Origin of the sequence: Sphingomonas echinoides, from assembly GCF_029623395.1 — a bacterium.
Lineage (GTDB): Bacteria > Pseudomonadota > Alphaproteobacteria > Sphingomonadales > Sphingomonadaceae > Sphingomonas > Sphingomonas echinoides_A.
The window spans coordinates 24,972-42,004 of sequence record NZ_JAPYKK010000038.1; the positions used below are offsets into that span (position 1 = coordinate 24,972).

At 64.2% G+C, this 17,033-nt stretch carries 13 protein-coding genes; 7 read left to right on the forward strand and 6 right to left on the reverse strand.

Features of this window, described 5'->3' with window-relative positions:
* Positions 1–33 precede the first annotated feature (33 nt).
* The 3 genes from QBJ92_RS17465 to sppA form a co-directional block, all read right to left on the reverse strand.
* Positions 34–423, reverse strand: a complete 390-nt coding sequence (locus QBJ92_RS17465; protein WP_277970966.1) for an endonuclease domain-containing protein — start codon at positions 421–423, stop codon at positions 34–36.
* Between the two features lie 64 nt (positions 424–487).
* Positions 488–1,087, reverse strand: a complete 600-nt coding sequence (locus tag QBJ92_RS17470; protein WP_277970967.1) for a GNAT family N-acetyltransferase — start codon at positions 1,085–1,087, stop codon at positions 488–490.
* On the reverse strand, positions 1,084–2,964 hold the full coding sequence (gene sppA, locus QBJ92_RS17475) for a signal peptide peptidase SppA (RefSeq protein ID WP_277970968.1): 1,881 nt from the start codon (positions 2,962–2,964) through the stop codon (positions 1,084–1,086). Before sppA ends, QBJ92_RS17470 begins: the two co-directional genes overlap by 4 nt.
* A 251-nt stretch (positions 2,965–3,215) precedes the next feature.
* Between sppA and groES the strand changes: the two genes are divergently transcribed.
* The 3 genes from groES (at position 3,216) to QBJ92_RS17490 (ending at position 8,271) form a co-directional block, all read left to right on the forward strand.
* Positions 3,216–3,503 carry a co-chaperone GroES gene (gene groES / locus QBJ92_RS17480; protein WP_010162031.1) on the forward strand — a complete coding sequence of 96 codons (288 nt, stop codon included), beginning with the start codon at positions 3,216–3,218 and terminating at the stop codon, positions 3,501–3,503.
* A gap of 53 nt (positions 3,504–3,556) precedes the next feature.
* Positions 3,557–5,200 carry a chaperonin GroEL gene (groL, locus tag QBJ92_RS17485; RefSeq protein ID WP_277970969.1) on the forward strand — a complete coding sequence of 548 codons (1,644 nt, stop codon included), beginning with the start codon at positions 3,557–3,559 and terminating at the stop codon, positions 5,198–5,200.
* A 290-nt stretch (positions 5,201–5,490) separates the two neighbouring features.
* Positions 5,491–8,271, forward strand: a complete 2,781-nt coding sequence (locus QBJ92_RS17490) for a TonB-dependent receptor (RefSeq protein ID WP_277970970.1) — start codon at positions 5,491–5,493, stop codon at positions 8,269–8,271.
* Positions 8,272–8,314: 43 nt separating this feature from the next.
* Here the strand turns inward: QBJ92_RS17490 and QBJ92_RS17495 are convergent, their stop codons facing one another.
* Positions 8,315–9,310: a mannose-1-phosphate guanylyltransferase gene (locus QBJ92_RS17495; protein ID WP_431358430.1), complete on the reverse strand. Its 996-nt coding sequence runs from the start codon at positions 9,308–9,310 to the stop codon at positions 8,315–8,317.
* A gap of 241 nt (positions 9,311–9,551) precedes the next feature.
* Between QBJ92_RS17495 and QBJ92_RS17500 the strand changes: the two genes are divergently transcribed.
* From QBJ92_RS17500 to QBJ92_RS17515, 4 genes are all read left to right on the forward strand, one after another.
* Positions 9,552–10,940, forward strand: a complete 1,389-nt coding sequence (locus QBJ92_RS17500) for a TIGR03013 family XrtA/PEP-CTERM system glycosyltransferase (protein ID WP_277970972.1) — start codon at positions 9,552–9,554, stop codon at positions 10,938–10,940.
* A 70-nt stretch (positions 10,941–11,010) separates the two neighbouring features.
* Complete coding sequence (locus QBJ92_RS17505; protein ID WP_277970973.1) at positions 11,011–11,820, forward strand: ATP-binding protein; 810 nt, start codon at positions 11,011–11,013, stop codon at positions 11,818–11,820.
* A 128-nt stretch (positions 11,821–11,948) separates the two neighbouring features.
* On the forward strand, positions 11,949–12,221 hold the full coding sequence (locus QBJ92_RS17510; RefSeq protein WP_277970974.1) for a hypothetical protein: 273 nt from the start codon (positions 11,949–11,951) through the stop codon (positions 12,219–12,221).
* 139 nt (positions 12,222–12,360) lie between these two features.
* The gene (locus QBJ92_RS17515) at positions 12,361–13,152 is read left to right on the forward strand and encodes a ThuA domain-containing protein (RefSeq protein ID WP_277970975.1); all 792 of its coding nucleotides are present in this window, start codon (positions 12,361–12,363) and stop codon (positions 13,150–13,152) included.
* Positions 13,153–13,155: 3 nt separating this feature from the next.
* On the opposite strand, the gene QBJ92_RS17520 is transcribed toward QBJ92_RS17515, so the two are convergent.
* Both QBJ92_RS17520 and QBJ92_RS17525 read right to left on the reverse strand, forming a co-directional pair.
* Complete coding sequence (locus QBJ92_RS17520; protein ID WP_277970976.1) at positions 13,156–14,274, reverse strand: cellulase family glycosylhydrolase; 1,119 nt, start codon at positions 14,272–14,274, stop codon at positions 13,156–13,158.
* 74 nt (positions 14,275–14,348) lie between these two features.
* The coding region (locus tag QBJ92_RS17525) for a TonB-dependent receptor (protein WP_277970977.1) at positions 14,349–17,033 on the reverse strand (2,685 nt) is incomplete at its 5' end.

Genomic DNA, 17,033 nt, shown 5'->3' on the forward strand with positions numbered 1-17,033 from the left:
TGAAGAGCGCCGCCCGCGGATAGCCCCTCCCCTTCAGGGGAGGGGTTGGGGTGGGGAAGTGCGCTGCCAGCGGTCGGGAAGCGTGGAAGCGGTCGCAGCGATCATCTCAGCTACGCCTGCGAGGTTCGTCATCACGTCAAGGTTGCCAAAGCGGACAATCGTAAAGCCGAGCGCCCTCAACCGGACGTCGCGTTTGCCATCGGAAGGCCCATCATGCGTGTCGCCGTCGACCTCCACCCCAAGCCCGATCCCCGGGCAGAAGAAGTCCAGAATTGCCTGAGCTTCGAATACAACATGCTGACGACGAAACTTGAGGCCATTGAGCTGGGAATTAGAGAGCGCCCGCCAAAGCCTCACCTCAGGCTCGGTAGGATTTCGCCGCATCTCATGCGCGCGAGCCAGCAACTCCGCTTCCGTGGCCATCACTTCCCCACCCCAACCCCTCCCCTAAAGGGGAGGGGCTTAGTCAAGTTCGCCGCCTACGCCCTCACCAACTCCACACCATCCCCGTCTCGCTGAACGGCTTAGGTTCCAGCGGCGGAATCGTCGCCGGATTGAGCTCGCACTGCCAATAGCCAACGTCGATCCAGCGCCCGTCCTTATACCCCGCCTCGCGAAAGAACCCCGCGCGCCTGAACCCGACCGACTCATGCAACCGGATCGAATGATCGTTCGGCAGCGCGATCACCCCGATCGCGTGCGTGAACCCCTGCGCGCGCACCGTGTCGATCAGCGCATCATACAATTGCCGCCCGTTGCCACGCCCCTGCGTGCCCATTTCCAGATAGACCGTCGTCTCGATCGTGTAGCGATACGCTGGCCGATCGCGGAACGCCGAAGCATAGGCATACCCCCGCACCGGCCCGCCCTCGCCCTCGGTCACGACCAGCCACGGATACAGCCCGTTCGACTTGGCCATCCGCGCGCACATCGTCGCGGTGTCGGGCGCTTCGGTCTCGAACGAGACCGTCCCGCGCTCGACATACGGGCGATAAATCTCCGCAATCGCCGCCGCATCGTCGAGCGTCGCGGGCCGGACCGCAACGCGAGTCGGTTCGCCCGAGGGAAACTCCCGCGGCGCGATCACAGCGCGAACCGCGCGAGCACCAGATCGAGTAGCTTCGCATCGCCCGGCCGCGGTGCGGTTCCGCCGATCCCGTCGCATTCGAGGCAGCGCGCCTGGATCGCAGCCCCCGTCCCGATCCGCTTCACGTCGCCCAAGGCGCGCGCGAACACCGCACGGCGATTCGCCGCCATCCGCGTGAACGCGTCGCCCGCCGAAGCATCGTCATCGTCGCGACCCGACGAGAGGACCTGCTGGATCATCATCGCGAACGCGCCCGGCTTCTTCTCCAGATATTCGGCGTGCACATCCGCCGGCTTCAACCCGGCGCGCTTGGCGGCTTCGTCGATCGCATCCTGCAACCCGCCGAAGCGATCGACCAGCCCGAGCTGGCGCGCGGTCCCGCCATCCCAGACGCGCCCCTGCCCGATCTCGTTGACGCGCTCGAGGCTCATCTTGCGCGCGTTGGCGACGCGCGTGATGAACTGGCGATACCCATTCTCGATCCCCGCCTGGAAGATCGTGTCGGTCTCGGGCGTCGTACCGCCGTAGATATCGGGCTGCCCCGACAGCGGCGTGGTGCGCACGCCGTCCGACGTCAGGCCGATCTTCTTGAGCGTATTCTCAAAGGTCGGGATGATCCCGAAGATGCCGATCGAGCCGGTGATCGTGGTCGGCTCGGCGAAGATCACATCGCCTGCGGTTGCGACCCAATAGCCACCCGACGCCGCCATATTGCCCATCGACACGACGATCGGCAGCTTCTGCGCCTTCGCCTCGATGATCGCGCGGCGCATGTCCTCGGACGCGAGCGCCGAGCCACCGGGCGAATCGACGCGCACGACGAGCGCCTTCAGGTCCTTCTTGGCGAGACCGTCGAGCACCAGCTTGGCGACCGTGTCGCCGCCCACCGAGCCGGCCTTGGACTTGCCGTCGATGATGTCGCCCGCGATCGTCAGCACGCCGATCTTGGCGCCGGCGGTTGGCAGCGGGTTCGCCGCGACGTAATTGGCGAGCTTGATCGTGTTGAACGTCCCCGGCGCCTTGCCGGTCGGCGCGCCCGCGAGCTGCGCGACGCGCTTGCCGAAATCGAGCCGGGTGCCGAGCTTGTCGACGATTCCCGCCTTGAGATTAGCCTCGGCGATATTCCCCTGCGCCGCGGTGATGACCGCGCCAGGCGTGGTCAAAAACGGCATAAACTTGGCTTTTGGTCGCGCTTTTGCGACGACTTCCTGCCACTGCTGGAACAGAACCTGGTACAGTTTGACCACTTCTTCCTTCGCCTCGGGCGAAGCTTCGGTGCGCGTGTAGGGCTCGACGAACGACTTGTACTTGCCGACGCGGTAGACGTGCGCGTTGACCCCGAGCTTGTCGATCAGGCCCTTATAATAGAGCTGGCTGCCGCCCGGGCCCATGAACAACGTGCCCCCCATCGGGCTCATCCAGATCTCGCTCGCGTTCGCGGCAAGGCGGTAGCCGCCATCGGTATAGGCGGTCGCATAAGCGAGCACCGGCTTGCCGGTATCGCGCACGCGGCGGAGCGCATCGCCGACTTCGGTCAGCGCGGCGGGATAGCCGCCCGCGAACGAGTCGAGATCGAGCACCACCGTCTTGACGCGATCGTCCTTCGCCGCCTTGTCGAGCGACCGCACGATATCGCGCAGGCGATATTCAGGGGTCGACCCGCCGCCACTGAGTGCCGCGAACGGGTCGCCCGGTGTCGGCTGCTCGACGATCGGGCCGTCGAGCTTGAGCACCAGCGCGCCATCCTTGATCGCGCCCGCATTGGGTTTCGCAGCGAGCAAGCCAAACAGCAGGCCGAAAAACAGCAACATGGCGACCAGCACCAGCGCGTCCTTGATCCCGACCAATAATTTCCAAGCGCCTCGAACGAGTTTCACCTGCGCCGCTCCCTGCAAATGCGGAATAATACCCGGTACAGCTAGAGCAGCCCCCGGGCGGAGTAAATGCGTGTTAGCTTCGCAACACAGCTTTTCAGTCTCGGCTCGGACTACCCGCGAATAGGACCGGCTGGCCAGTAAATCGCGGTTCGCCCGTATTGACGATGGGAGGTGGCGTACGCATATGCGCCTTGCTGGCACTCACCGCTGGCGAGTGCCAACAGCTGTTCATAAGATAAGGGACTCCGCGCATGAACTTTCGTCCGTTGCACGACCGCGTCCTCGTCCGCCGCGTAGAGGCAGAAGAGAAGACCGCAGGCGGGATCATCATCCCGGAAACCGCCAAGGAAAAGCCGCAGGAAGGCGAAGTCGTCGCCGCCGGCACTGGCGCGCGTAACGAAGCCGGTGAAATCCACCCGCTCGAAGTCAAGGCCGGCGACAAGGTGCTGTTCGGCAAATGGTCCGGCACCGAAATCAAGATCGACGGCGAAGACCTTCTGATCATGAAGGAATCGGACATTCTCGGCATCGTTGCCTGAGCTTTTCCGTAAACGACCTTCACTATCTTCAACTTCTGAAAGGGTAGCCCACCATGGCATCCAAGGACGTAAAATTCGGGCGTGACGCCCGCGAGCGCATTCTCCGCGGCGTTGATATTCTCGCCGACGCGGTCAAGGTCACGCTGGGGCCAAAGGGCCGCAACGTCGTCATCGACAAGAGCTTCGGTGCCCCGCGCATCACCAAGGACGGCGTCACCGTCGCCAAGGAAATCGAGCTCAAGGACAAGTTCGAGAACATGGGCGCGCAGATGCTGCGCGAAGTCGCGTCGAAGACCAACGACATCGCTGGCGACGGCACGACCACCGCAACGGTTCTCGCCCAGGCGATCGTCCGTGAAGGCATGAAGTCGGTTGCGGCCGGCATGAACCCGATGGACCTCAAGCGCGGTATCGACCTCGCGGTCGTCGAAGTCGTCAAGGATCTCCAGGCGCGTTCGAAGCCGGTTTCGGGTTCGCATGAAGTCGCCCAGGTCGGCATCATCTCCGCAAACGGCGACAAGGAAGTCGGCGAGAAGATCGCGGAAGCGATGGAGAAGGTCGGCAAGGAAGGCGTGATCACCGTCGAGGAAGCCAAGGGTCTCGAATTCGAGCTCGACGTCGTCGAAGGCATGCAGTTCGACCGTGGCTACCTCTCGCCCTACTTCATCACCAACCCCGAGAAGATGTCGGTCGAGCTTCAGGATCCCTACATCCTGATCCACGAGAAGAAGCTGTCGAACCTGCAGGCGATGCTCCCGATCCTGGAAGCCGTCGTTCAGTCGGGTCGTCCGCTGCTGATCATCGCGGAAGACATCGAGGGTGAGGCGCTCGCCACGCTCGTCGTCAACAAGCTGCGCGGCGGCCTCAAGGTCGCAGCGGTCAAGGCACCGGGCTTCGGCGATCGTCGCAAGGCGATGCTCGAGGACATCGCGATCCTGACCAAGGGCGAGATGATCTCGGAAGACCTCGGCATCAAGCTCGAGTCGGTCACGCTCGGCATGCTCGGCACCGCCAAGCGCGTCACGATCGACAAGGACAACACTGTCATCGTCGATGGCGCTGGTGACCATGAGTCGATCAAGGGCCGCACCGATGCGATCCGTCAGCAGATCGAGAACACGACCTCGGACTATGACAAGGAGAAGCTCCAGGAGCGTCTCGCGAAGCTTGCTGGCGGCGTTGCCGTGATCAAGGTCGGCGGGTCTTCGGAAGTCGAAGTCAAGGAGCGCAAGGATCGCGTCGACGACGCGCTGCACGCAACCCGCGCAGCTGTCGAAGAAGGCATCGTCCCCGGCGGCGGTACGGCTCTGCTGTACGCAACCAAGGCGATCGAGAACCTGACCGGCGCGAACGAAGACCAGACCCGCGGGATCGACATCGTCCGCAAGTCGCTGACCGCGCTGGTTCGCCAGATCGCCAGCAACGCGGGCCATGACGGCGCCGTCGTCTCGGGCAAGCTGCTCGACGGCAACGACACCACGATGGGCTTCAACGCCGCGACCGACACGTACGAGAACCTCGTCGCTGCCGGCGTGATCGATCCGACCAAGGTCGTCCGCACCGCGCTGCAGAATGCAGCATCGGTCGCAGGCCTGCTCATCACGACGGAAGCCGCCGTGTCCGAGCTGCCGGAAGACAAGCCCGCGATGCCCATGGGCGGCGGCGGCATGGGCGGCATGGGCGGCATGGACTTCTGATCCCGCGGGGCCTTGCGCCGGCTTTGTTCGGCGCGAGACCCTCGGGTCCGGACAGGACCATGCACCCTGCCCTCAGTGGCTGGACGAACAGGAAGGGCCGGGGCGCAATCCCCGGCCCTTTTCTTGTGGAAAACCGTGGAGCGTCACCACGCGTGGCACCACAATCCCACACCCGTTGCAAAACGACCCCCTGCGTCGGCTTCGTCACGCGCGCGTCATGAACCTCGCGTAGCGCGCCGGGATCACGAAGGACCGGGAACCCCCGGACTTCGTCCAGGGGAAAATTCATCATGTTCGGACACTTCCGGGCGCGCATCTGCGCGCCTCGGGCGGCGCTGTGCGCTGCCATGCTCGCCTCCACCGCAATGCCCGCCTTCGCCGCTGACGTTGCGGGGCGTGTCCTCGACCCTGCCACCGGCGATGCGCTGCCGGGCGCTACGGTCACGGCGAATGGCCGCAGCGCGACCGCCGACAACGACGGAATGTTCGTGCTTCGCGATCTCCCCGCCGGGCCGGTCGAACTGACTTTCCGCTACGTCGGCTATCCCACGGTCACGCGCAGCGCGGTGTCGAGCGATACGCCTTCGGTCGTCGCCTTCCGGCTCGACGCGCCCCATGCCGATCCCGTCGGCACCGACATTGTCGTCACCGGCCAGCGCGCCGCCGACCGCCGCGCGCTGCAAGCGAAGCGCACGTCCAACGTCATCCAGGATACGCTCAACGCCAACGACGTCGGCAAGCTGCCCGACCAGAATGTCGCCGAAGCGGTCCGCCGCCTGCCCGGCATCTCGGTCGCCAACGATCAGGGCGAAGGCCGCTACGTCATCATCCGCGGCGCCAACCCGAACCTCGCCAACGTGACGATCAACGGCCAGACTGCGCCTGCCCCCGAGCCCGAGGGACGCCAGGTCAAGCTCGACGATATCCCGTCGTCGCTGATCGGCTCTGTCACCGTCATCAAGTCGCTCACCCCCGATCGCGACGCCAATGCGATCGCCGGACAGGTCGACATCGACACGCTGACCGCATTCGACCGCACCAAGGCGTTCGCCAACGCGCGGCTCGTCAACGGCTACAACAATCTCAACAGCCGCAGCCCTTATGAGGGCGACATCACCGCTGGCTCGCGCTTCGGTGCGGACAAGACCTTCGGGGTCGTGCTCTCGGCCAACTATTCGCGCCGCCCGATCGAGTCCGAGAATTTCCAGGGATCGTCCAACTGGAAGACGGTCAACGGCGTCGCGGTCCCCGACGATTTCCGCGTCCGCGATTATAACCTCACGCGCACCCGCTACGGCGCGGTCGGCAATTTCGACTGGCGCCCGAACGCGACCACCAGCGTCTATCTCCGCACGCTCTATTCGGCGTTCAAGGATCACGAAACGCGCGACCAGTTCCGCATCGAGATCCCGCAGACCGCGACGGTCGCGGCGGGGGGCACGTTCAGTTCGCGCGGGACGCGCTTCCTGCGGCTGCGCAACGAGGACGATTCGACCTTTACCGGCCAGTTGGGCGGCAAGTTCGGGTTCGGCGGATCCCAGCTCGAAGTCAGCGGCACCTACAGCAAGGCGCTCAAGAAGGACCCGTTGCGCTCGGAATATTCGTTCCGCACCGGCAGCACCGCGCTCACCGGCCTGTCGCTCGATCGCAGCGATCCGTTGTTCACCGTCAACACCGCCAATGCAACGTCGACCAACCCCGCCCTCTTCAGCGGCTACCGCGTCAATTACGACCGGCGTCGCGCTGCGGAGGATCTGTACCAGGGCCGCGCCGACCTGACCGTCCCGATCGGGCTCGGCAGCGACAGCACGATCAAGCTCGGCGGCAAGTTCCAGCAGACCGACAAGACCAACAACCGCGATTTCCAGCAGTATAATCTGACCGCGGGCAATCTTTCGACGACCGGCGCGTCGCGCAACGACGGCAGCACGATCTACGACGGTCGCTATGCGGTCGGTCCGCGGATCGATTACGATCGCGCGCAGACCTATTATACCGTCACCAACCCCGGCGCGCGGACGCTCGACGCGGCGGGCAGCCTCGCCAACTCGCTGGTCAACGATTACGACCTCAGCGAAAAGGTCTTCGCCGGTTACGTCATGGGCACGTTCAAGCTCGACGCGCTCACCATCATCCCGGGCGTCCGGGTCGAGCACACCGACGGCACGTACAAGGGCAAGTCCTTCACCACCGCCTCGACGGCTAGCCAGGGCTTCAACGTCGTCAACACGCGGCGCTACACCAACGCCTTCCCGGATCTGAACGTCCGCTTCGACGCGACCGACAAGCTGGTGCTGCGCGCGGCGGCGACCACTGCGATCGGCCGGCCCAATTATGCCGACCTAGCGCCCTATACGAGCGTATCGGACACGACGATCAACAAGGGCGTGGTCGCGCTCGGCAACCCCGAGCTCAAGCCGTACAAGGCGGTCGCGGGGGATCTCTCGGCGGAATATTACCTGCCCGGCCAGGGCATCCTGTCGGTCGCGGCCTTCTACAAGCATCTCGACGATCCGATCTTCACCGCGGGGCTCAACCGCGCGGGGACGTTCGGCGGCGTCACCTTCAGCAACGCGCTGGTGACCCAACCGATCAACGCGCAGAGCGCCGAGCTCTACGGGGTCGAGGCGAACCTGCAGACCCAGCTGCACTTCCTGCCCTCGCCGCTGGATGGCCTCGGCGTGTCGGGCAACGTCACCTATACCGACGGGTCGGCGCGCGGCGTCCCTAATCGTGCGGACAAGGTGCCCAACTTCCTCCAGTCGAAATACATCGGCACCGCGCAGATCTTCTACGAGAAATACGGCCTGACCGCGCGGCTCGCTTACACCTATCGCTCGGCGTACCTCGACACGCTGGGGGATTCGCCCGCGACCGACCAGTATACGGCGGAGAACAACTCGCTGGATGCGCGGATCGGCTTCTCGCCGGTCAAGGCGTACACGCTGTTCGTCGAGGCGAGCAATCTGCTCGATTCCCCGTGGCGCCGCTATCAGGCGGTCAAGACGCAAGTGATCGAAAACGAACGCTATCGCCAGAGCTTCCGCGTCGGCGTCCAGCTGGCGTTCTGAAGTACACGCCCCCGCCGCACAGGGGCGGGGGCGTGTCAGCCGATCAGCGCTTCATCGCCTCGATCAGTGCCTTGACCTCCTGGCTCCGCCCGCGCGGCAGGATCAGGATGTCGTTGCCGCTGGCGACCACGATCAGATCCTCGACCCCGACCAAAGCGATCCGCGCACCGTCGCTGCGGACCAAACAATTCTTCGTGTCGATCGCAATGACTTCGCCGTCACCCTGCGCGCCATGCGCATTGCCTTCGGCGTCGCGCGCGCTGATCTCGTGCAGCGCGTCCCAGCTGCCGAGATCGCTCCATCCCATGCTCACGGCAACGACCGCGACGCGCTCGGCCTTTTCCATAACCGCATAATCGATCGAGTCGGACGGTGCCGCCGCGAAGGACGTCGCATCCGGGAATACCCGCGTTCCTTCCCTGCGTGCATTTCCGATGGCCTGCTCGCACGCCGTCAGCATCTCAGGGGCGTGCGTCGCCAAGGCGGCGAGATATGCGTCCGCGCGGAACAGGAAGATCCCCCCGTTCCAGGCGTGGTCACCCGCCGCGAGCATCGCTTCGGCCGCATCAAGCGGCGGCTTTTCGACGAAGTTGGCAACGCGGTGGACCCCGCCTGCGATCTCCTCACCGATGCGGATCCAGCCGTAACCCGTCTCGGGCGCATGCGGATCGATCCCGAACGTCACCAGCCACCCCTGCTCGACCAGCGGCAATGCCGCCTGGATCGCCGCGTGAAACGCAGGTACGTCGAGAATCACGTGATCCGACGGCATCACCAGCAACGGCGTTTCCCCCGCCACCTCGAGCGCGGCAAGCGCGATCGCTGGCGCGGTGTTGCGACCAGTCGGTTCCAGGATCAAGGCTTGCGGCGCTGCGGAGACCGCCTGCAACTGTGCCTCCACCATCTCAACGTGGCGCGCATTGGCAACGACGATCGGCGCCGCAAAGGCCTCCCCCTGCGCGCGCTTCGCGGTCAACTGCAGCATCGTATCGTCCGCCGTCAGCGCGAGCATCTGCTTGGGCATTGCCGGAGTCGACATCGGCCAGAGTCGCGTTCCCGATCCACCCGACAGGATAACGGGGACGATCGGCGTGGACTGTGACATACAAAGGGCTCCTAATTCGCGTCTGCCGTAGCGCGCGCGCGCGCGGTTGATAACCTGCGATGTTCCCACGCGATCCCGCCTTCAACCTTTCTTTGTCATTTTCTGCGAGATGAGCTTCCATCGCCGGCGATAGTGCTGTCGGCATGCCGATGGGGCGGGGCGGGGTACGCGGACGATGATAAGGCTATTCAGGCATTATATCCCCAATGCCGTGCTGCTGCTCGGGCTGCTCGACGTGTGCCTGCTGCTATTCGCAGGCGAAGTCGGGTATACCCTCCGGATGGGGCAACTCGCGTTGCCGATCGTGCCGATTGCGCAGCGAATCCCGCAACTCGTCACGTTCGTGGGAAGCGTGGTACTCGCGATGATGTCGGTCGGAGTGTACGGCGCCGGCGCCCTTCAGTCGCTCCGCCACGCCACCGCGCGCCTGCTCGTTGCCGTTTCGCTCGGAACGATCTTCCTGAGCGTCATCTATTTCGCGCTGCCGACCATTACCTTCTGGCGATCCAACCTGCTGTACTCGATGGTCTTGGCCGCCGTGATGCTGATCGCGCTGCGGATTCTCCTCGGCAAGACGCTGGGCGGACAGGTGTTCAAGCGCCGGATCGTGGTGTTGGGCGCCGGCGCGCGCGCGGCACGGCTCAAGGCCTTGTCACAATTGCCGGGGTCGGGCTTCGTCGTCGTCGGCTATGTCTCGATGAGCGAAGCCGCGCGCGTCATTCCCGAGGCGATCGCGCGCGACGCGATCTACAACCTCGCCGACCATGTCGTCCTCCTGAGCGCAAGCGAAGTGGTGCTCGCGCTGGAGGAACGGCGCAACGCGCTGCCGCTGAAGGACCTGCTGCGAATCAAGACGACCGGGGTGCATGTCAACGAAATCTCGACCTTCCTCGAACGCGAGACCGGCCGCGTCGATCTGCAGAGCGTCAACCCGAGCTGGCTGATCTTCTCCGACGGATTCTCCTCGGGACGCATGCTCTCGTCGATGTTCAAGCGCCTGTTCGACATCGTCGCGAGCTTCGTCCTGCTGACGCTCACGCTGCCGCTCATCCTGATCGTCGCGCTTGCGATCAAGCTGGAGAGCAAGGGCCCCGCCTTCTACCGGCAGCGCCGGGTGGGGCTGTATCACGTCGCCTTCGACTGCATCAAACTGCGTTCGATGCGGCAGGACGCCGAGATCGCGGGAACCGCCGTCTGGGCGGAAAAGAACGATCCGCGCATCACGCGAATCGGTCGCCTCATCCGCAAGGTGCGGATCGACGAGCTGCCGCAGACTTGGTCGGTGCTGAAAGGCGAAATGAGCTTCGTCGGCCCCCGCCCGGAACGGCCGCAATTCGTCGACGATCTCGAACAGCAGCTACCTTATTACGCCGAACGCCACATGGTGAAGCCCGGGATCACCGGCTGGGCGCAGATCAATTACCCGTACGGCGCGTCGATCGAGGATGCGCGGCAGAAGCTCGAATACGATCTGTATTACGCGAAGAACTATTCGCCCTTCCTCGACCTGTTGATCCTGCTCCAGACGATCCGGGTGGTGTTGTGGCCCGAGGGCGCGCGCTGACGGCGATCCAGCAGAGCCACGCGTGCCCGCAGGCTGGCGATCCCCCGCCGCGGCGTGTAGCACGCCAGCGATGACCAAACCGCTCGCCCGTATCGCCGCCGCGCTCGAACGGCTTTCCCCACCGCAGCCGGACTCCGCGGACGCCTCGGCTTCCCCGGCCTATGTCTGGCGCGGCGTCGCGCTCGAACCGGTGCGCGCGTTTCGGCCGCTGCCGCTCGACCGGCTCCACGGCATCGATGCGCAAAAGGCTGCGCTGCTCGCGACGGCGGAGCGTCTGGCACACGGCGCCGCGGCGCATGACGTGCTGCTATGGGGTGCGCGTGGGTCGGGCAAGTCCGCGCTGGTCAAGAGCGTAACGCGTGAGGTGCAAGCCGCGGGCGGGAACCTCGCGCTGATCGAAATCGTCACGCCGCAGCTCGATACCCTGCCCGCGCTGTTCCGCCTGATCGCGGACGTCCCGCGCGCATTCCTGCTGTTCCTCGACGATCTCGGGTTCGATGCCGCAGCGGACGGGCGCGCGCTGCGCTCGATGCTGGATGGTGGCGCAGAAGCGCGGCCGGCCAATGCACGACTGGTCGTCACCTCGAATCGCCGTCATCTCGTGCCGCGCGACCTGATCGACCAGCCCAACGCGGTCAATCCGCGCGATGCCGCCGACGACGGGCTCGCGCTGGCGGATCGCTTCGGGCTCAGCCTAGGGTTTCACGTCGTCGATCAGGACGGCTATCTGGCGATCGTGCACGCTTATGCGACCGCGCACGACCTGCCGTTCGATCCCGCCGAAGCGGTCGGCTGGGCGACGCGGCGCGGCGCGCGGTCGGGGCGAGTAGCGTGGCATTACATCGTCGATCTCGCCGGACGCCACGGACGAACGCTGTAAAAAGTCCAGCGGCCATGCACGCCCAGATCATCGATCGCGAAGCCCAAGGTCACAAAGTTTTTCGACCGACGGCTTGATCCGTCGCGGTCGAACGCACACCGTGGATTTACACAGACTGGAGTGAATGCATGGCTGCCGACAAGATGGAAATCTCTCAATCGTCCGTCCTGGACAATGAGGACGAGAAACTGGTTGAGTTCATCGGCGATGTCGATGGCGACGAATATCAGTTTGCGGTCCAATATGCCGTTCTGGAGGCGCTGAGCGGCGACGCACCGGATGGCGACGCGATCGAGCAGTTCAATCGCTTCGAGGATACCGTCGCCGAAGCAGGCCTCGTCGCGCTTGCCCGCAACAGTGATCAGGCAACGATCGTGATCAGCGAGAACGACCTGGAATAGCCGGAGTATCCGGCCCCCGCGTCGCAAGCGATACGGGGGCCGGATAGCATGTTCTGGTGTTTGCCCAAAATATGCGGCAAGCCCGTGCGCGTCGGCACGCATGGTTGCGGCGGACGGTTAGAGAGAGGGAGGGCGCACGATGTCCAAGATCCTGGCGATGGTTGCGCTGCTGACGATGGGCCAAGCCGCGCCCAACCCGCATTTGCCGACCGCGACATACGATACGGTAGCGCCGGTGCTGCCCAAGGATCTGAACCGTGCGGTTCTGATCGTCTCCAAGACGAACGGCTGGCGACACCTCGAACATATTCCGCATTCCAACATCGTGCTCGCCGACATCGCGCGCGACCTCGGTCGCAAGAGCTACGCCACCGAGAACGCAGCGGTCTTCAACGATGATCAGCTCAGCCATTTTTCGGTCGTCGTGCTCAACAGCGCGAGCGGCGACTTCATGACGCCCGACCAGAGCGCCGCCCTGGAGCGCTTCGTCGCGCGTGGTGGCGGGATCGTCGCGTTGCACGCCGCAGGCGACAACAGCCATACCGGACCGTGGTACACAAAGACGATCATCGGCACCAAATTCATCGGCCATCCAGGCGGCCCAGACCAGTTCCAGCCCGCGCGGATCGTCGTGGACCAACCCCGCCATCCGATCATGGCGGGCGTAAAGCTGCCCTGGGCGCCGGTCGACGAATGGTATTCGTTCAATGCCAACCCCGCGGCCGCCGGCATGACCGTGCTCGCGCGGATCGACGAAGCGTCGTACCGGCCCGGCGCCAAGCTCATGATGGGCGCGCACCCGGTCGTCTGGATCAATCCCACGACCAAAGGCCGCGTCGTCTATTCCGCGCTCGGCCATTCGCCCGAGAATTACGACGACCCCAACTATCGCCGGCTGCTCAGCAACGCGATCCGCTGGGCGGCCCGGTAACGCTTATTTTTGCCCGCGCCCCGTCAGCGCGCGAAGCTGCGTAGCCTCGGCGGCGCGATACGGCGTCCCGTCGCTACGCAACACTTCGTGGAACCACACGGTCGGCTCGTCGAAGGTGTAAGGCTTCTTCCAGCTGTCCCACGGCAGTCGGGTCTGAGTCTTCCCGTCGACGAAGCCCCAATTGACCATCGCGATCTTGGCCTGCTTGCCGATCGGTAGCGAACCGTCGAACGTCGAGCCTGCGCCGCGCGCCATATATTCGGTGCAGAACACGGGTCGACCATAGCTTACCATCTGCCGTGCCCGTGCCGCGAACTTTTCCGGCCAGCTATAGTCGTGGAAGCTCATCACATCCGAATTCGCGACCTGGATGCGCTCGACCGGGTCGAGCGTCCCGGCCTCGTCCCAATGCTCGCCAGTCCAGAGTCCGCTGGTCAGCGGCTGCACCGGATCGGCCGAACGCGCCGCGACGAAAACCTGCGCGATCAGTTCGGCGACCAGCGCCTTCTTGTCGGGGGTCGCCGCGTAATTGCCGCCGCCCTCGTTATTGGGCTCGTTCCACACGTCCCACGCCAGCACGCGGTCGTCCTTCGCGAACCGGCCCACCACGTCCTTCACATAGGCGATGAGTTTCGGATGACCCCGCCGATCGGCGAGCCGCGCCGCGCCTGGCCCTTGCACCCAGCCGGAATTATGGACGCCCGGGATCGGCGGATGCTGCGGCCCGGCGACGGGATTCGGATCCCAGCAGCTGTCGAACAGGACGAAGATCGGGCGGATGTGATGCCGCGCGGCGATCGTCAGGAACGCGTCCATCCGGCGCTTCAGACCTTCCGGGTCCCCCTCCCACAAGAGATTGTGGACGAACACACGCATCGTGTTCATGCCGAGACCTTCGGCCCACCCGAGCTCCTTGTCGATGACCGCAGGATCGAACGTTTCGGCCTGCCACATCTCGAGCTGGTTGATCGCGGTCGCCGGCACGTAATTCGCCCCGACCGGCCAGGGCTGGCCCGCATACCACGTGTTCGCGGCTTGTTTCGTCCAGAGATCGCGCGCTTCCGCGGTCGCCGGCATCGCCAGCGTACCGGCGGCAGCCAAAAACGTCATGACGAAGCGCATTGTTGGACTCCCTATCCGGATCGACCGGCCAATCGCGGCGGAGGATCGTCGACCCTCCGCCGCATCAAGCATACTCAGAAGCGGAACCGCGCGCCCAGGCCATAATAGCGCCCTTCGTCGCGTACATCGCGCGGGTAGGAGCGGTTCGCGCCATATTGCGCATAATTCCGAAACGGACGCGCCAGAAGATTGGAAGCGTCGAACGTGAGCGTCAGCGCCTTCACCACCGTATAGTTGAACGAGAAATCGATACGGGTGACGTTCTCCGTTCCCTCCCCGAAATAGGCGCCATCGACGATCTGGTTTCCGTTCAGGAACCGCGACCGCCCGTTATATGACAGGCGAGTCGAGATATCGTCCTTCTCGTAGAACAGCGCAGCATTGTAGCTCCACTTGGAAAGCCCCGGGATTCCAACGAGCGGCGGCGTCGTGTTGGCGGGGCTTAGATCCACGGGGAAGCGCTGCTTTCCGTCGAGATACGTAACGTTCCCCTGGACGCCGAATCCACCGAAGATGCCGGGCAGGAAATCGAGGAACGTCTGGCCCCCAACCTCGATGCCCTTGATCTTGCCCGCACCGGCATTCGCCTGGGCGTTGACCTCGATCAGGCCGTACAACGGATCCTGGAATCGCTGTGTGTAGCTCGACAGGAAGCCGAACAGGTCGCGGTAGAAGAACGAGGCGGTCAGCGACGCGTTCTTGGAGAAGTAATATTCGATCGTGGCGTCATAGTTCTTCGACGTCAGCGGAACGAGGTTGGGGTTGCCGCCACTGCCGTAATAATTCGGGCGTCCCTGCAAATTGGCGGGGAAGCGCGGATCGTTCAGGATCGTGACGGGTGTCCCATCGGGGTTCACCCTCGGCGCAACGTTCGGGGTCAGCGTCACGGCGGGATTGAGTGCGCCGAATTCCGGCTTGGTGCGGGTTTCGGTAAAGGCGAAACGGATCTGCAACTTGTCGTTCGGTCGGAACCGCAAGCTCACATTCGGCAGGATATCGACATAATTGGCTTTGGTCGTGATCGCTTGAGCCGCGGTGACGGGGTTACCACTGGCGTCGAGCTGAACCACCCCGTTGACCACGACCGGCACCGTTCCCTGGCCGCTGTACCGGCCAACCGTGTTGACGACGCGAGCGCCGATCAAGCCGTCGACCGCGACAGAACCGAGGTTGAACTCATATTTAGTCTGACCATAGAACGCGTACGTCTGCTCCTTTGCAAGGAATGCCTGCAATGGATCGAGCTGGACATTCGGCGTGGAGAACAGGCGAAGCGAGTCCCGATACCCGCCGTCGTTAGGATTGGCCGCGACGAGGGTCTGGAGCTGTTGCAGCGAAAACTGCCGTAGCGCCGGCGCATTGCCTTCGATCCCGGAACGGCTCGGCATCAACCAACTTGTCCAGCCCTGGGTGTTTCCGCGAAACGCATCCGCCGTCAGCTCGAGCGCGCCAGCGGGCGTGCCGGCCAGCGGAATGTTCAGGTTTTCCGTGTACGCGTAGCGATTACCGCGCCGCAGCGACGCGTTACGATCGGTGAAGCGCACGCCGAATTGCAGCTTCGGCAGCAGCGACACCCCGGTGTCCAGATCAATATCGCCGCGCCACTGCCAGCCGGATCCCTTCACCCGGTAGACGCTTTCGTAATAGCCGCGCCACTTGTAATTGGCCGGGTTGTCGGCGGCGTAACCAGGAAGGCTGAAGGCAGAGCCGCCGTTGACGAAGAAGTTCACGTCCATCGTCGGCGCCGTGGTTTGTGCCATGTCGAAGCTGTATTCGTTCGAGTCGTAATGGCTGGTCGTGTACGCGAGATCGCTCGAAATACGCGCGCGGCCCGTGTTCCACTTGAAGCCACCGGCGCCCTGATACGTATCGGTATTGTTGACGTTGGTACTGCGATACGCCTGACCGCGTTCGCCCCCCGTCTTGGTCAGCGTCTGGACTTGGTCCGGGTGCCCCTCGCGCAGGACAACGTTGGACAGCGCCGCGCTGTTGTTGAGCAGTGAGGCTTCATACAAATCGTTGGCACCGCGACCGCGGTACCCCTGGTACAGGAAGTCGGAGTAAAATTCGAGGTTCGCCGCTGGCTTCCACTGCGCGCTGGCGTTGAACGCCGGGCGCCAGCGCTTGCCGCTGTCGTTAAACACACCGACGCGTTCGGGAATGCGGAAGGCGCGTCCGACCGAACCCGGGCTCACCGTCACGTTATCGGGGAGCGTGGTCGGCACATTCCCGCTCGCGAAGCGCACGGCGTTCCGGTATTGCGACTGCGCGTAGGATGCATTCACCAGCAGGCCGATCTCGCCGATCCCCGTGTCGGTGCGCGCACTGACCAGGATATTGCCAAGCGGGTCGTACTTCTTGCTCTGGTCGTTGTAAGTGCCGCGGATTCCGCCGGCGACGACGAACTTCTCGGTGAAATCGAACGGACGCCGCGAGCGGACGTTGATCAGGCCGGCAAGCCCCGGTTCCAGCAGATCCGCCGTCCCCGACTTGTACACTTCGAGGCCAGCGAGCGCGCCAGCCGGGAAATCCTGCAGCTGCGACCGTCGCAGTTCGGCGGTGAAGATATCGCGCCCGTTGAACGTGGTGGCAACGTCGGGAAGACCACGCACGATCACCTGACTCACTTCGTCGCTGTACCGGTTGACCTGAACGCCGGTAATCCGCGCGATCGACTCCGCTGCGGTATTGTCGGGCAATTTGCCGATGTCCTGCGCCACGACTGCGTCAAGAATCGCATCGGAATTCCGCTTGATCGC

Coding starts and splice junctions, on each gene's coding strand:
- groES (WP_010162031.1), top strand. CDS start 3,216: ATGAACTTTCGTCCGTTGCACGACCGCGTCCTCGTCCGCCGCGTAGAG.
- groL (WP_277970969.1), top strand. CDS start 3,557: ATGGCATCCAAGGACGTAAAATTCGGGCGTGACGCCCGCGAGCGCATT.
- QBJ92_RS17465 (WP_277970966.1), bottom strand. CDS start 423: ATGGCCACGGAAGCGGAGTTGCTGGCTCGCGCGCATGAGATGCGGCGA.
- QBJ92_RS17505 (WP_277970973.1), top strand. CDS start 11,011: ATGACCAAACCGCTCGCCCGTATCGCCGCCGCGCTCGAACGGCTTTCC.
- QBJ92_RS17500 (WP_277970972.1), top strand. CDS start 9,552: ATGATAAGGCTATTCAGGCATTATATCCCCAATGCCGTGCTGCTGCTC.
- QBJ92_RS17490 (WP_277970970.1), top strand. CDS start 5,491: ATGTTCGGACACTTCCGGGCGCGCATCTGCGCGCCTCGGGCGGCGCTG.
- QBJ92_RS17495 (WP_431358430.1), bottom strand. CDS start 9,310: ATGTCGACTCCGGCAATGCCCAAGCAGATGCTCGCGCTGACGGCGGAC.
- QBJ92_RS17515 (WP_277970975.1), top strand. CDS start 12,361: ATGTCCAAGATCCTGGCGATGGTTGCGCTGCTGACGATGGGCCAAGCC.
- QBJ92_RS17510 (WP_277970974.1), top strand. CDS start 11,949: ATGGCTGCCGACAAGATGGAAATCTCTCAATCGTCCGTCCTGGACAAT.
- QBJ92_RS17520 (WP_277970976.1), bottom strand. CDS start 14,274: ATGCGCTTCGTCATGACGTTTTTGGCTGCCGCCGGTACGCTGGCGATG.